Source organism: Selenomonas sp. oral taxon 138 str. F0429 (assembly GCF_000318175.2).
Classification (GTDB): Bacteria; Bacillota; Negativicutes; order Selenomonadales; family Selenomonadaceae; genus Centipeda; species Centipeda timonae.
The window spans coordinates 225,193-238,839 of sequence record NZ_KB290939.1 but is presented as its reverse complement, the minus strand read 5'-3'; the positions used below and the strand labels follow the sequence as shown (position 1 = coordinate 238,839).

The window sequence follows — 13,647 nt, the reverse complement described above, 5'->3', positions numbered from 1 at the left end:
GCGAACCCTAGTGGAACAAGCGGGAAAAGCACACGTTCTGCCCCCTGCGGATTTTATTCGTTCAAGCGAAGCGCGTTTGGAATCCGCAGGTATTTAGGCAGATAAGTGTGCGACCGCTTGTGCAACGAGGCGTTCGCGAGGGGGATGCACGACATACTACAGACGAGGAATCACACAGACCGTACGCTGCACATTGTCGCTGTGGAAAAGGCTCAGCTTCGTCCCGTACAGCTCCTCCAGATGAGATGCCCGCACCTCATCCACGGATTCGTAAAAATCCATATGCGTGCCGAAACAGAGCGCGACGCGGCTGTTCAGGAGCAGTGCCTGCTCGGGCAGATGCGTTGTAAAGACGACACCGTAGCCCTTTGCACGCAAGCTGTCGATGGTCTGGAGAACGAGCACCTGATTGCGCACATCGAGTGCCGCCGTCGGCTCGTCCATAAGGATCAGCCTCGTATTTTGAAGCAGTGCGCGCCCGATGGCGACCAGCTGCCGCTGCCCGCCGCTGAGCTCCCTGCACTGGCGGTCGCGAATGTGCGCAATACCGAGCTCCTCGAGAATCGCATCCGTCTGCGCATAGTCCGCCTTGCTCGGCGCGGAGAACATCCCTGTGCGCACCGTCGCGCCGAAGGACACATAGTCACGCACCGTAAACGAACTCTCCGCGCTGATGATCTGCGGCACGAACGCGATCTCCCGCGCGCGCTCACGCGGCGACATCGCATAGATGTTCTGCCCGTTCGTATAGATGCGTCCCTGCGTCAGCTCCTGAAATCCCATCAGGCACGCGAGGAGCGTTGACTTGCCGACACCGTTGCGCCCGAGGAGCGCGAGCACCTCACCGCCCTTGATCGAAAACGAGATATGCTCGAAGATGTACGGCGCGTCCGCACGGTAGCGAAACGAACCGTCGTCGAGCCAAAGCATTGCGCGCTCCATCAGAAATACCTCCGCTGGCGATAGAGAATCCACGCAAAGAACGGTGTGCCGACAAAACCGCAGAGAATCCCGAGCGGCACCTCTGCCGAGGTCAGCGTGCGTGCGAGGAGATCGGCGAGCATCAGGAAGGACGCGGCGAGTACCGCCGTTGCGGGCAGGAGATGTGCGTGATTGCCGCCGACCAGCATTCGCGCCAGATGCGGCAGGATGAGACCGATCCAGCCAATCGTTCCGCTCAGGCACACCGCCGATGCTGTCAGCAGGGTCGCGAGTGCAATCACGGCAAGACGCTCGCGCTGCACATTCACGCCGAGGCTCGCCGCCTCCTGATCCGAGAGCGAAAGCACATTCATACGCCAGCGCATCGCAAGCAGCCCCGCGAGCGTGAAGACGATGATCGGCGTGACGTAGAGCAGATTGTCCCACGACACCTTTGCAAGGCTGCCGAGCTGCCAGTAGACAATATCCGCCAGCTCCGTATCGGGGTCGGCGAGGTACTTCAGCAGACCGATCACCGCCGCCATAAAGCCCGACACAATGATGCCACAGAGGACGAGCACGATGCGCGAGCGGCTCTGCACGAGCTTCGGCAGCATGAGTGTCATCGTCACCGCCGCGATGCCGCCGAGGAATGCCGCGACCGCCGTGCCGCCGAGCGTCAGATGCGCGAGAATCCCAAGGCACGCGCCCACGCTCGCGCCCTGCGAGACACCGAGCAGATCCGGCGAGACGAGATCGTTGCGGAAGACTCCCTGATACGCCGCACCCGACACCGCGAGCGCAACGCCGACGAGAATGTCCCCGAGCACGCGCGGCAGACGGATCACCATGACGACGTTATACATCGACGCATCCCATGTGACAGGGATTTCAATAAACTTCGATGCAAGAATCGCTGCCACCTGATCGAACGGGACATAGAACCGCCCGACCGAAAGTGAGAGAATGAAAAACAGCACGGCAAGTATACTTCCCGCCGTCATCATACGTGCATACTGCCCCATAAAACGCCTTTCCCGCAAATCCAGAATTTCCCAACAAAAAATGCCCGCCGGAAAAATCCAGCGAGCAATTACAGCGCACAAAAAGAGCGCAGTCCCCCTGCCGGTTTTCCTTTGCAATGCAGACAAATGTCTGCGGGCAGGGAAGGACGTTTCCATACCTTCCCCCGTGACCGCAATCCCAGAGCCGCAGTCAGGCTGACGCACCATAGCATATGCCACAGGTACGGCAGCTCGAAAAACATAAAAATAATATATATTTTTTATGAGTATAGCATGAGACACAAAATAATACAATGAAAAAAATCACGACATTGCCCCTGCCAATCGTCCGTCTTGCAAAAGCCGGCGTGCTCATGTAAAATATAATGGAATCGGTATCATTTGAATTTATAGGAGGTATCTTATGTTTCTGACACGATGCACACGCTCGATGCGCACCGTCCTCGCGGCAACGATGTTCGGCGTACTCGCACTCACGAGCGGCTGTTTCAGCGGCGATGTGAACGTCGTCATCAACGAGGACGGCAGCGCTGACCTCAAGACGACACTCGTCAGCGTGCCCATGCTCGCCGAAATTGTCGAGCAGAGCAAGGCGGCGACGACAGCGAAGAATCCTGACGCGCAGGTCACCCCCGTGACGAAGGAGAACATGTCGGGCTACGAGATTACGGAGCACTACGCCACGATCGACAAGCTCTCGGAAAATGACTTCTTCAAGGCGAACGAGGGCAAGAACACAGGCATCACCGCGAACAAGAGCCTGTTCTACACGGACTACAACTTCGACCTGCTCTTTGAGGGCAGCCAGAACGGCGGCGGCGCGGGTGCATTTGCAAGCAACATCACGTTCACCTATCAGATGAACCTGCCCGTCGCGCCCACGAGCTCGAACGCTGACCGCTCGGAGAACGATGGCAAGCAGCTCACATGGAACCTCGGCAAGACCCTCGTCACGGGCGAGTCGTCGAAGATCGAGGTCGCGTTCCGTCTCTGGAACAAGACGGCGATCATCGGCACGATCGTCTTGGTTATCATCCTGATCGGTGCAGGCGCGTTCTTCTTCCTCCGCCGCAAGAAGGAGGAGGAGGAGCCGCAGCAGCTCGTCGAGGATGCCCCGATCGAGGTCAAAGCGGAAGAGAAACAGTAAGATAAACGTCTGCACATAAAAACGAGGAATCCCTGCACAGGGATTCCTCGTTTTTTACTGCACAGCGCAATACTCACTCGTAATGTCCGCGACAGGCAAAGATCAGTATCGTGTTTTCTTGGACGAGATAGACAAGCCTGTGTTCACCGTCGATACGGCGACTCCAAAATCCCGCCAGATTTTTCTTTCAAAGGCTCGGGTTTGCCGATTCCGTCAAACGGGCTGCGTACAATGTCCTTGATGATCTGGTTGATACGTTTGACAATCTTCTTATCATTTTGCTGCCAATAGAGATAGTCCTCCCACGCATCAAAATCCCATTGAATGCCTCGCCTGCGCATCGTCAGTCCTCAATCAGATCATGTTCGACGAAGCGGAGCTTGCCCGCCTTATAATCCGCCATCTTCTGTTCCAGATAGCGCAGATTGCGTTCATCGTAAAACGGATCAATGGATACGTCGAACGGAATTCGCCGCTCTCTGCCGACCTTCTTTGCAAAAATTGTAAATGCTGCACTCATGGAGAGTCCGAGTTCGGCGCAAACCTGCTCCATATTCTTCTTAACCGCTGCATCTAAGCGAAAATTCACATTAACTGCCTGTTCCATCAGAATCCCTCCTCTATCAAATAGAATACGATGGTGTAATGAATTTTGCAAGCATTTTTCTTTATTTTCTCGTAGAACAGAAAAACGGAGAAGGCATCAGCCCTCTCCGTCTGTTACAGTCGCACTCAGAGCAGCGAAACGCTCTCTCATAAATTTCTTGCTCAGAGCCAAGAGAAGCTCGCTTTATAAGTCTCACTCAGGGCTGAGATACCCCCTCTGTTCTAGGTATATTTTACTCAATTCCAAGCTAAAAATCAAGGGTTGCTTCTCACATTCCATCTCATGTCAGCCGCACTGCAAAATCAGACGAACGTTGTCGAAATTGCGCGCGGCAAGGTCCTCCTTCCGAATCCAGAAGTAAATCAGACCGCAGTCGCCGTACATGAGCTCCGTTTCATCGTCCTCGACGGTGCCCATCTGAAACAGCAGCACCCAGCGATCTGCAGCATTTCTCACAAGTTCCGCTTCCTCCTCTTCGGAGAGCTCTTCCTGCACATCCCCGTCAATGCCTCTGCTGTAGAGTTCGCACTCCGGCTCCATTTCATTCTGAATCTCGTCGGCATAGCCGAGCATCTTCATGGGATTGTCCTCGTGTGCGGCAGCATCGTATCCGAACTCCGCCCGCAGTTCGTTGTAGGTGTCCCAATCCACCTCTTTCCCGCTCCTGCGGCTGTATGCAAAAGACGACAGGAGACTGACGGCATCCGCAAAGGTCAGCGCCTGCTCGCCCACACTCCACTCCTTCGTTTCCTCCGGAATCTGTGTCGGGACAAGCCCCTCCGTCTCGGGGAAATAATAGACGCGCGCATATCCCTCAGACTTTAGTTCAAAGCCCCACTCCATTGACACGGTCTCATAGAAGAAGCTGAGCACACCTGTCTTCGGCAGGAGCCCTGTACGGTCATACTGCGCGGCTTCACCAAGATTGATCTGCGCGAGAAAGGCAAGCGGGCGATTCTTCGTCACCCCCTCGAAGTCCGTTCCCTTATAGTACGGCCAGTCAAAATCTGCGGGCAGGTCGGGCGTTCCGTAGAACTTGCTCGCGCCAACGGGGAGTTTTTCCTGTGCAGGATGATGCGAGATCGCAATCTCGCGCCGCTGTGTACGTTCAAAGAACGCCGTCACCTCACGGCGCACACGCTCGCGCTCTGCCTCAGCCTCACGTACGAGCTGCTCCACACTCATAGAAGCGGGCTCCTCCGCATACCAGCCGTGCTTGTTTTCAACCGCCTCTTGGCACCGCGCGGTCATGCCGCCGGGTTTGCCAAAGAAGACGCGCTCGATCTCCGCCTTGCTTGCCGTATCCTCGTCTGCACGCTCCAAATAGCCGAGAGCCAAACGCAGAATGCACAGCTTCGGATACCGATTGATCGCATAAAAGTAGAGGGCATAGCCCATACGATAGTTCCAGAGCGCATCACGCGCGGATTCCGAAACCTCGTTCAGCATCTTGATGGCATCGAAAAAGCTGCGCTCCTCTATATATTCCTGCGCGGTCTTCATTCCGCCGCCTTCTTCACACGCTGATACTGCATCACAAGGATGACAGCGAAGATGACGCAGCCGATGAGGTCGGTTGTGCCGCCGGGCTTGATCATGAGCACCCCCGCGATGATGAGGAGCAGCCGCTCATAGGGGCGGCAGTGATCGGCGAGAAAGCCGCAGAGCGCGGAGCTGACGGCAATCATGCCCGCGAGTGCGGAGAGTGTTGCCAGGATGAGTGTGAGTGGGGTCGCGTCCACCATCAGTATGACGGGGGACAGCACGAAGATGTACGGGATGATGAATGCCGCGACCGCGAGTTTGGACGCGTGCACGCCCGTCTTGAGTGCATTTCCTCCGCTGATGCCCGCCCCCGCATAGGCGGCGAGCGCGACGGGCGGGGTCACGTCCGCAATGATGCCGAAGTAGAACACAAACATATGCGCCGCGAGGATGGGCACGCCCATCTGCACGAGCGCCGGTGCGGCAATGGTGGAGGTGATGACGTAGTTCGCCGTGGTCGGCACGCCCATGCCGAGGACGATCGCCGTGACCATGGTGAAGAACATCGCAGGGAGCAGCATGCCGCCCGCAAGGTCGATGAGCCCCGAGGCAAGGCGCAGTCCAACGCCCGTCTTGGTGACGACACCGATGATGATGCCCGCCGCCGCGCAGGCGATGAGCACGCCGAGCACCGCCTTCGCGCCGCGCTCAAGCCCGTAGACGATCTCAATCGGCTTCATGCGCGTGGATTTCCGCAGCATGGCGCAGGTGATGGAGAGGACGATGGCGACGAGCGCCGCACGCATGGGCGTGTAACCCGAGACGAGAAGATAGACGATGACGACGAGCGGAATCGCGAGGTGCCCACGCTCCTTGATGAGCGTGATCGGGTTTGGCAGCTCGCTGCGCGGGATGCCCTTTAGGTTCTTGCGCTTTGCCTCGAAGTGCACACCGAGCCAGACGCCCGTGAAGTAAAGGAGCGCAGGGATTGCCGCCGCCTTGACGACCTCGATGTAGGGGACGCCGACGAACTCCGCCATGAGGAACGCCGCTGCGCCCATGACCGGGGGCATAAGCTGTCCGCCCGTGGATGCCGCCGCCTCGACTGCACCCGCAAAATTCGCGTTGTAGCCGAGTTTCTTCATCATCGGGATCGTAAGCGAGCCCGTGCCGACGACATTCGCGACGGAGCTGCCTGAGACCGTGCCCATGAGTCCGCTTGAGAGCACGGCAACCTTCGCGGGGCCGCCGCTCGCCCAGCCTGCAACGGCATTGGCGAGATCGATGAAGAACTTGCCGAGCCCCGTACTCTCAAGGTACGCACCGAAGAGGATGAAGAGGAAAATGAACGTCGAGGACACGCCGAGCGGAATGCCGAAGATGCCCTCGGTCGTGAAATAGAGGTGACTGATGAGCTGCTCAATCGATAGCCCGCGATGCGCCAGGACGCCCGGCATATAGGGGCCGAGGAAGGCGTATGCGAGGAATAAGAGCACGACTGTCACCATCGGCAGTCCCACGACGCGCCGTGTCGCCTCGATGACGAGGAGGATGCCGATGCCGCCGACGATGACATCGGGCGTCGTCACCGTACCCGCGCGCGTCACGAGCTCGCGGTACTGAATAACGATGTAGGCAGGCGCCGCCGCACCGAGGACGGCAAAGACGACGTCGATGGGGTGAAAGAAGGTGTCCCGTGTCCACGCGCGCCGAAATGGATAGAGCAGATACGCGAGCGCAAGGCCGAATCCAAGATGGACGGCACGCTGTAGCTGGGCGTCGAGAACGCCAAAGGTTGCCGTGTAGAGCTGAAAGATGGAAAATGTAATTGCAATGGCGGCGATAATCTTCTTCGGCAGCCCCGCATAATGGGCGGTATTCGACTCGCGGTCGTACTTCTTGAGCACGGCCTCCGCAGTCTTCTGATCGGTCATAGGGGAGTTCACATCCTTTGGGGAAATTTTTATATAGTTCAAAAAAAGAAATGAAAAAGAAATACGAGGCCGCACATTAGCAGCCTCGGAATTTCAAAATAGGTAGGTGTAGAGCGGCGCAACGACGAGGTCGATGCGCGTGCCGACGGGGTACATCTCGTAGACGGGGATGCGTTCCCCGCCCGCCTCGATCATGAGCTCCGTGCCGACGCCCGTACGGAGGCTCAGCTCGCTGTAGTCGCGATCCATATCGAGGACGAAGTAGTCCCCCTCCTGTCGGAACGAGCCCTCCTCGGGGAGAAAGGGCAGCCCCACGCCGTGCGATTGATAGCGCGTGCCCGTCAGATGGAAATGTCCGTCCGCATGCACGGTCAGGAACTCCTCGACGGGGGTTTTCTGCACAGAATGGATGAAGTGGATCGTCAGCGGTGTCTCGCCGCGAATCTGCCGCACGAGGACGGTCTTTGTTCCATCCGCCTGCATAAAGAGTGCAGGTGCGCTCAGAATGTCAAACGCAACGAGGAAACCCGCCGCGAGAAGCGCAATCAGATACGCTCTCATTTCTCGTTAAAGTACTTCTCCGCACCCGCGTTCATCGGCAGGGACATCCCCGCCTTCGCCGTGTCCTTCGTAATCTGCTTGCCGACAGCATGCGCAGCCTGTAGACGGTCGAGGTTCGAGAAGATCGCCTTCGTGATGCTGTAGCCGAGGTCTGCGTTCACCGAGGGTCCCGCGACGAGCATCGCCATGACGGAGACACTCGGAACAGCCTCATCAAAGCCCGCATACGTTCCTGCAGGGATGACAGTCTTCGTGTAGAACGGATACTGCGCGATCAGCTCGTCCGCAATTTTCTCCTCCACGGGGAGCAGACGCACGGGGTTCTGCGAAGCGATGTCCTGCACCGATGCGGTTGGGTAGCCCGCCGTGAGGACGGCGACATCCACGTTGCCGTCCTTCAGCGCACTTGCCCCCTCGGCAAACGAGAGGAACTGCGCGTCGATATCGTCATAGCTTACGCCGTATGCTGCGAGAATCTGGCGGACATTCGCCTCTACGCCCGAGCCTGCAGCTCCTACGGCTACACGCTTGCCCTTGAGCTCTGAGAGACTCTTGATGCCGGAGGACTGGAGCGTCACGAACTGGCAGGTCTCGGGGTAGAGCGATGCAATGCCCTGCAGCCCGTCGACCTTCTTATCCTTGAACATCTCCGTGCCGTTTACGGCGTAGTAGGTAATGTCGTTCTGCACCGTCGCGAGGTCAACAGCGCCGTCGCGCAACATGTTGATGTTCGCAACGGATGCACCCGTGCTCTGTGCGCTCGCGTTCATACCGGGGATATCCTTGTTCAGCACCTCGGCGATTGCGCCGCCAATGGGGTAGTACGTACCCGCCGTGCCGCCTGTGCCGATGTTGAGGAACTTCTTGTCTCCCGACGATGCGGAGTCGCCGCCGCAGCCGGTGAGAAGCGCGGCAGAGAATACAAGGACCGCGCCTGCCGCAAGAATTTTCTTTACGGTAGAGATATTCATGTTCTTTCCCTCCATTATACAATAGAAAAGTTCTCGAACTATCGTCGCATGCGGCGATAATAAACGTATCTTATCATAAAAAGCCCTCCATACGCAAGCGGAGGGCTTCTTGTATGATGGTATACACGCGTATAGAGGAGCACTGCGGCATCGTCATCGGAACACGCGCGTCAAATCCGCACTCACTTTCCGCTGAAATACTTCTCCGCACCCTCGTTCATCGGCAGCGACATGCCGCTCTTTGCCGTCTCCTTCGAGATCTGCTTGCCGACGGCATGCGCCGTCTGCAGACGGTCGAGATTCGTGAAGATCGCCTTCGTCACGCTGTAGCCGAGGTCGGCGTTCACCGTGGGTCCCGCGACGAGCATCGCCATAACGGAGACGCCCGGCACCGCCTCATCAAAGCCCGCATAGGTCCCTGCGGGAATGACGGTCTTCGTGTAGAACGAATACTTCGCCGTCAGGCGGTCTGCAATATTTTCGTCCACAGGGAGGAGCCGAATCGGATTCTGTGCGGCGATGTCCTGCACAGACGCCGTCGGATAGCCCGCTGTGAGAACGGCGACATCCACATTGCCGTCCTTCAGCGCGCTTGCCCCCTCAGCGAACGAGAGGAACTGTTCGTCGATATCGTCATAGGTAACACCATACGCCTCGAGAATCTGGCGCGCATTCGCCTCCACACCGGAGCCTACTGCGCCGACGGCAACACGCTTCCCCTTGAGTTCTGAGAGGCTCTTGATCCCAGAAGACTTCAGCGTCACAAACTGGCAGGTCTCGGGATAGAGCGACGCGATGCCCTGCAGCCCGTGGATCTTCTTGTCCTTGAACATCTCCGTTCCGTTCGCGGCATAATACGCGATGTCGTTCTGCACCGTCGCAAGATCGATCGTCCCGTCACCAAGCATATTGACATTGGCAACGGACGCGCCCGTGCTCTGCGCGCTCGCCTCCGTACCGGGAATCTCCTTGGTCAGGATCTCGGCAATCGCGCCGCCGATGGGGTAGTACGTGCCCGCTGTGCCGCCCGTACCAATGTTGATGAACTTCTTGCCCTCCACGCCGGAGTTGCCGTTGCATCCTGTGAAGAGTACCGCCGCTGCAGCGAGGACTGCGCCCGCCGCAAAAACTTTCTTTACGGTCGAAATCTTCATGATCCTTTCCTCCTAACGACACGATTCAGTTCTCAAAATCATCCCGCAATTCTGGGATTTGTCTATATTTTATCACAAAAAAGCCCATACGCGCAAGGTATGGGCTTTATGATTTTTATGTATAAAATTGTGCGCCAAATCGGTCTAGTTCTTGACAATCTCCGCCGTCTCACCGTTCGCCTTCGCGCGTGCAATGCACTCCTTGAGGCGGGCGATATTCTTCACGTGCAGGTCGATGGCGAAGCGAATGCGCTTCTTCTCCTCCTCCGTGAACTCCGGCTTCTCGTAGGCGATGCGGATGCGCGCAAGGCGCTCCTCCACATCGCGCAGCTCGTCCTCCATCGGGCGCACGTGCATGAGTGCACAGCCATACACCGCGCGCATAGCGTCTTCGACGTACTGTGCGTAGCCCGGCTCACCCGAGGTTTTCTCAAGCCACTGCGCAACGTGAAAAATCACATCGTAGGGCGACTCGCCGCCATGAATCATGGAGACGATCTCCATCTTGACCTGCTGCTCACGCCCGTGCGGCTGGCGGACGAGATCCTCCTCCGCCATCAAATGACCTTCTCGCCGTGGAAGCGCTCGCCGCCGATCTCGGGATAGACACCGTACTCCACTGCCCACTCACATTTGTACTTGAGCGCCTGCGCATGGATGGTCGCGACGCGGTCGATATTCTCACGCACGATCTTCGCGGGAACCCCTGCAACGAGGGAGTTCGGCGGGATGACGGCATTCTCCTTCACAACAGCACCCGCTGCGACAATGGAACCGCGCCCGATCTTTGCCCCCGTCAGGATAACCGCGCCCATACCGATGAGCACGTGATCCTCGATCTCGCAGCCGTGGACGCACGCACTGTGCCCGACGGTCACATAGTCCCCGATGATGCATGGGTTGTCATCCGCAACGTGCAGACAGGTGAGATCCTGGATGTTCGTGCAGTCGCCGACCGAGATGTAGTTGACATCACCGCGCGCGACGACGCCCGGCCAGAGACTCGCATACTGTCCGATGCGTACATCGCCCGAGAGGAATACCTGCGGAGCGACGAACGCCTCCTCGTGAATCTGCGGCACAATACCATGAAAACTGGGGAAGCCGTCCCCTTTGAATGTAAACATAATGTATCCTTTCTAAAAGGAATCACCCTTTTGCCTCAAACGGTACGCTGCCGTGCACCGCATGATAGTAGGTATGCGCGGCAAGCGCGTCACGTCCGATTTCCCCCTGCATCGCGCCTGTCGTCGGCGCGGCTTCCGCGCCCTCAGAGAGCGGCGCATCTCGATCCGCTCGACCTTATCATACGTGTAATGCACTTTTCTACCATAACAATAGAATCGACAACAAAGACCTCCTACATAAGCCATTCGTTTCATTGTACTGCATTTTGGACAAAAAGAAAAGCTGGTGAATGCACCAGCTTCGATTTCCTGCCGTCATTTGGTCGTCTATGCACAATATATATCAAAGATTCCGTCGTGCAGACACTAATCATCCCGCCAAGTCCCGAGGTACTCCCTCACCAAGGCCGGCTAATCGTTCCAAAAGTGCGTGCACCGCCCCCGTCGTCCACAGCGAACGCCCGGTGCATCGTGCAGGCAGGAAATTTATGGATGTAAATTTATCATATTCCCTGCCTCATTGCAATAGCCTGTGTCTGTTTTAGAAAAAAATTTTTCTCATTCTAAAAAAGGGATTGACAAGTCGTCCCATCAAGCGCAAAATATTTATGCATATATATGGCGTCACAGTGCCTGAGAACACGCAGGAATGTGACCGTGGGAAGGAAACGAGGAGGATTTTTATGGGACAGCGAATGCCCATCGGGCTGCAGCTCACGGGGTTGGTCGGCAGCGTCATCGCACTGATGATCGTGTTGCTCGCCGTCGTGCTCTATGAGTTCAAGTCGACGAGTGCAGAGTATCAGCATCTGCTTTCCGTGACGGTCAAGAACAGCATCACGCTGCTCGAGGCGGAGGATGACTTCCATCAGGGTCTGAGCGAGCTGCGCGGCTACATCATCACGCGCGACGCGAACCGTGCGACGGATACGGAGAACGAGCTCAAGAAGGCATCCGAGCAGCTCGACATTTTTGCCGCCCACGCGGTCAACGCCGACGCAAAGGAGCGCGGTGAGACGCTGCGCAAGGCTGTGAGCGACTACACGGAGAAGACGAAGGATATCATTTCCCTCTACCAGCGCAACGATATTGAGGCAGCAACAACGGCATCCAACGAACTGCGCAAGAAGGCGGACGAGATCGACGCACTCTTTGACAAGGCAGCCGAGACCCAGACGGCTGTACAGGAGCAGCAGCTCGAGAAGCTGAACAGCAACGTCGATCACGTCTTTATCATCGTGCTCATCATCAGCATTGTCGGCATCATCGGTATCGGTGTCGCCGCCACATGGTACGCACGCCGTCTCGCCAGTCGTCTCGTCAAACTGCGCGGCGATGTTGGTAAGCTCGGCAAGCTCGACCTCTCCTTCCAGGGCACACGCGCGACATGGAACGATGAGATCGGCGACATGGCAAACGAACTGCTTGAGATGAAGGACGCCCTCCATCACATCGTCCGCTCGATCCAGACCGAGGCGGACAACCTCTCGAAGGAGAGTGACTCGCTCTCGACCTCCGTGCAGTCGCAGATGCAGGTCTCCGAGAGCATCGCGCACACGATTACGGATGTTGCATCCGACGCCGTGCACAACAACAGCAGCATCAGCGAAATCTCGAACGCTATCGAGCAGGTCAGCGCGCGCACTGAGGAGATGAGCGCGAGCGGCGTCCATGCGAACCAGACCGCAAGCGACGCTGTCGAGGATGCAAATCAGGGCATGAAGTACATCCAGCAGCTCGTGCAGCAAAACGCAACCGTCAGCGACTCCATGACCGAGATCTCACGCGTCTCGGAGAAACTCGTCACCGGCTCCGACGCCATCAAGAACGTCGTCACCACCATCCGCGAGATCGCGGGTCAGACAAACCTCCTCGCCCTCAATGCAGCCATCGAGGCGGCGCGTGCGGGCGAGGCGGGACGCGGCTTTGCCGTTGTTGCCGAGGAGGTGCGCAAGCTCGCCGAGCAGAGCTCCGCCGCCACGAATGAGATCGAGCAGACGATCAGCCAGATGATCGAGAGCATCCAGTTCGCCGCCGGTGCGATTACAAACGCCGAGGAGAAGGTCGCCGCGAGCAAGGAGGTCACGGTCGAGACGGAGAAGAGCTTCGACTCCATCCAGAAACGTCTCGACGACGTACGCAACAGCATCGCACACATCAGTCAGGCCGTCGACCACACAGCGCAGGATATGCAGGATGTCGTCGGCAACGCGCAGAACATCAGCGCCGTCGCCGAGAAGACGGGCGCGAACGCAGAGACCGTCGCCGCCGCCTCCGAGGAGCAGAGCGCAAGCCTGCACGACGTGAGCGACAGCGCCGAATCCCTCGCGCAAACTGCCGGCAAGCTCAACGACATTACGTCGAAGTTTAAGCTGTAATAGTATAGGGCTTGAAACACTCTGCAAAATGTGTTATACTTTGAGCACAAAGATATGAAGATGATGTTCCGTCATCTGCACCGCAAAAGCCCCCGCAGATTAGTCACCTGCGGGGGCTTTTCGTGTGCGTTCACGGGTAGTCAGTCCGCTCCGGCACAGATAGAGATGATACTGCCGCTAACGGATACGGTCGTAGATACACGCAGCTATCAAGCTCGCTGCGATACCCACCGCCAAAGATATGAAAATATCCGCCATAACCTGCACCTCCCTCCACCTATCGTTAGGGAAGCACTGATAAACTCAGCACCGCCATCTTGACGCATCTTTTTTGCCC

The 13,647-nt window shown here is 57.4% G+C and carries 13 protein-coding genes, 1 pseudogene and 1 riboswitch; of the genes and pseudogenes, 3 read left to right on the top strand and 11 right to left on the bottom strand.

Annotated elements, in window-relative coordinates; genetic code table 11:
- Positions 1 to 156: 156 nt before the first annotated feature.
- Both HMPREF9163_RS06170 and HMPREF9163_RS06165 read right to left on the bottom strand, forming a co-directional pair.
- Positions 157 to 942: an ABC transporter ATP-binding protein gene (locus HMPREF9163_RS06170; RefSeq protein ID WP_009440862.1), complete on the bottom strand. Its 786-nt coding sequence runs from the start codon at positions 940 to 942 to the stop codon at positions 157 to 159.
- Positions 942 to 1,946 carry an iron ABC transporter permease gene (locus tag HMPREF9163_RS06165; protein WP_037346296.1) on the bottom strand — a complete coding sequence of 335 codons (1,005 nt, stop codon included), beginning with the start codon at positions 1,944 to 1,946 and terminating at the stop codon, positions 942 to 944. Before HMPREF9163_RS06165 ends, HMPREF9163_RS06170 begins: the two co-directional genes overlap by 1 nt.
- Positions 1,947 to 2,036: 90 nt before the next feature.
- A riboswitch (molybdenum cofactor riboswitch) is annotated at positions 2,037 to 2,195 on the bottom strand.
- A 154-nt stretch (positions 2,196 to 2,349) separates the two neighbouring features.
- Between HMPREF9163_RS06165 and HMPREF9163_RS06160 the strand changes: the two genes are divergently transcribed.
- Positions 2,350 to 3,093, top strand: coding sequence for a transmembrane domain-containing protein (locus tag HMPREF9163_RS06160; protein ID WP_037346294.1), 744 nt, complete (start codon positions 2,350 to 2,352; stop codon positions 3,091 to 3,093).
- Positions 3,094 to 3,166: 73 nt separating this feature from the next.
- Here HMPREF9163_RS06160 and HMPREF9163_RS06155 read toward each other — a convergent pair.
- The 9 genes and pseudogenes from HMPREF9163_RS06155 to HMPREF9163_RS06115 all read right to left on the bottom strand — a co-directional run bounded on the left by HMPREF9163_RS06155 (position 3,167) and on the right by HMPREF9163_RS06115 (position 10,932).
- Positions 3,167 to 3,434 (bottom strand): annotated as a pseudogene (locus tag HMPREF9163_RS06155) (Txe/YoeB family addiction module toxin).
- Between the two features lie 2 nt (positions 3,435 to 3,436).
- Positions 3,437 to 3,700, bottom strand: coding sequence for a type II toxin-antitoxin system RelB/DinJ family antitoxin (locus tag HMPREF9163_RS06150; protein WP_009440858.1), 264 nt, complete (start codon positions 3,698 to 3,700; stop codon positions 3,437 to 3,439).
- 285 nt (positions 3,701 to 3,985) lie between these two features.
- Positions 3,986 to 5,203: a YwqG family protein gene (locus HMPREF9163_RS06145; RefSeq protein WP_009440857.1), complete on the bottom strand. Its 1,218-nt coding sequence runs from the start codon at positions 5,201 to 5,203 to the stop codon at positions 3,986 to 3,988.
- Positions 5,200 to 7,119 carry a TRAP transporter permease gene (locus tag HMPREF9163_RS06140; protein WP_009440856.1) on the bottom strand — a complete coding sequence of 640 codons (1,920 nt, stop codon included), beginning with the start codon at positions 7,117 to 7,119 and terminating at the stop codon, positions 5,200 to 5,202. Before HMPREF9163_RS06140 ends, HMPREF9163_RS06145 begins: the two co-directional genes overlap by 4 nt.
- Positions 7,120 to 7,212: 93 nt before the next feature.
- Positions 7,213 to 7,680, bottom strand: a complete 468-nt coding sequence (locus HMPREF9163_RS06135; RefSeq protein ID WP_009440855.1) for a DUF1850 domain-containing protein — start codon at positions 7,678 to 7,680, stop codon at positions 7,213 to 7,215.
- On the bottom strand, positions 7,677 to 8,651 hold the full coding sequence (locus HMPREF9163_RS06130) for a TAXI family TRAP transporter solute-binding subunit (protein ID WP_037346291.1): 975 nt from the start codon (positions 8,649 to 8,651) through the stop codon (positions 7,677 to 7,679). Before HMPREF9163_RS06130 ends, HMPREF9163_RS06135 begins: the two co-directional genes overlap by 4 nt.
- 182 nt (positions 8,652 to 8,833) lie before the next feature.
- Positions 8,834 to 9,805 (bottom strand): TAXI family TRAP transporter solute-binding subunit, encoded by a 972-nt coding sequence (locus tag HMPREF9163_RS06125; RefSeq protein ID WP_009440853.1) that lies wholly within the window; start codon positions 9,803 to 9,805, stop codon positions 8,834 to 8,836.
- 144 nt (positions 9,806 to 9,949) lie between these two features.
- Positions 9,950 to 10,363, bottom strand: a complete 414-nt coding sequence (locus HMPREF9163_RS06120; RefSeq protein WP_009440852.1) for a hypothetical protein — start codon at positions 10,361 to 10,363, stop codon at positions 9,950 to 9,952.
- A complete protein-coding gene (locus HMPREF9163_RS06115; protein WP_009440851.1) occupies positions 10,363 to 10,932 on the bottom strand; it encodes a gamma carbonic anhydrase family protein in 570 nt (189 codons plus the stop codon). The genes HMPREF9163_RS06120 and HMPREF9163_RS06115 overlap by 1 nt, the downstream gene beginning before the upstream one ends.
- A 61-nt stretch (positions 10,933 to 10,993) precedes the next feature.
- On the opposite strand from HMPREF9163_RS06115, the gene HMPREF9163_RS12670 reads away from it, so the two are divergent.
- Together HMPREF9163_RS12670 and HMPREF9163_RS06110 are read left to right on the top strand one after the other, a co-directional pair.
- Positions 10,994 to 11,122 (top strand): hypothetical protein, encoded by a 129-nt coding sequence (locus tag HMPREF9163_RS12670; RefSeq protein WP_255351096.1) that lies wholly within the window; start codon positions 10,994 to 10,996, stop codon positions 11,120 to 11,122.
- A 493-nt stretch (positions 11,123 to 11,615) separates the two neighbouring features.
- The gene (locus tag HMPREF9163_RS06110; protein ID WP_037346289.1) at positions 11,616 to 13,310 is read left to right on the top strand and encodes a methyl-accepting chemotaxis protein; all 1,695 of its coding nucleotides are present in this window, start codon (positions 11,616 to 11,618) and stop codon (positions 13,308 to 13,310) included.
- Positions 13,311 to 13,647: the final 337 nt, after the last annotated feature.

Excerpts from the sequence above, each read along its gene's own strand:
- HMPREF9163_RS06165 (WP_037346296.1), bottom strand. The coding sequence starts at position 1,946 with ATGGGGCAGTATGCACGTATGATGACGGCGGGAAGTATACTTGCCGTG.
- HMPREF9163_RS06135 (WP_009440855.1), bottom strand. The coding sequence starts at position 7,680 with ATGAGAGCGTATCTGATTGCGCTTCTCGCGGCGGGTTTCCTCGTTGCG.
- HMPREF9163_RS06160 (WP_037346294.1), top strand. The coding sequence starts at position 2,350 with ATGTTTCTGACACGATGCACACGCTCGATGCGCACCGTCCTCGCGGCA.
- HMPREF9163_RS06125 (WP_009440853.1), bottom strand. The coding sequence starts at position 9,805 with ATGAAGATTTCGACCGTAAAGAAAGTTTTTGCGGCGGGCGCAGTCCTC.
- HMPREF9163_RS06130 (WP_037346291.1), bottom strand. The coding sequence starts at position 8,651 with ATGAATATCTCTACCGTAAAGAAAATTCTTGCGGCAGGCGCGGTCCTT.
- HMPREF9163_RS06115 (WP_009440851.1), bottom strand. The coding sequence starts at position 10,932 with ATGTTTACATTCAAAGGGGACGGCTTCCCCAGTTTTCATGGTATTGTG.
- HMPREF9163_RS12670 (WP_255351096.1), top strand. The coding sequence starts at position 10,994 with ATGATAGTAGGTATGCGCGGCAAGCGCGTCACGTCCGATTTCCCCCTG.
- HMPREF9163_RS06120 (WP_009440852.1), bottom strand. The coding sequence starts at position 10,363 with ATGGCGGAGGAGGATCTCGTCCGCCAGCCGCACGGGCGTGAGCAGCAG.
- HMPREF9163_RS06150 (WP_009440858.1), bottom strand. The coding sequence starts at position 3,700 with ATGGAACAGGCAGTTAATGTGAATTTTCGCTTAGATGCAGCGGTTAAG.
- HMPREF9163_RS06170 (WP_009440862.1), bottom strand. The coding sequence starts at position 942 with ATGGAGCGCGCAATGCTTTGGCTCGACGACGGTTCGTTTCGCTACCGT.
- HMPREF9163_RS06145 (WP_009440857.1), bottom strand. The coding sequence starts at position 5,203 with ATGAAGACCGCGCAGGAATATATAGAGGAGCGCAGCTTTTTCGATGCC.
- HMPREF9163_RS06110 (WP_037346289.1), top strand. The coding sequence starts at position 11,616 with ATGGGACAGCGAATGCCCATCGGGCTGCAGCTCACGGGGTTGGTCGGC.
- HMPREF9163_RS06140 (WP_009440856.1), bottom strand. The coding sequence starts at position 7,119 with ATGACCGATCAGAAGACTGCGGAGGCCGTGCTCAAGAAGTACGACCGC.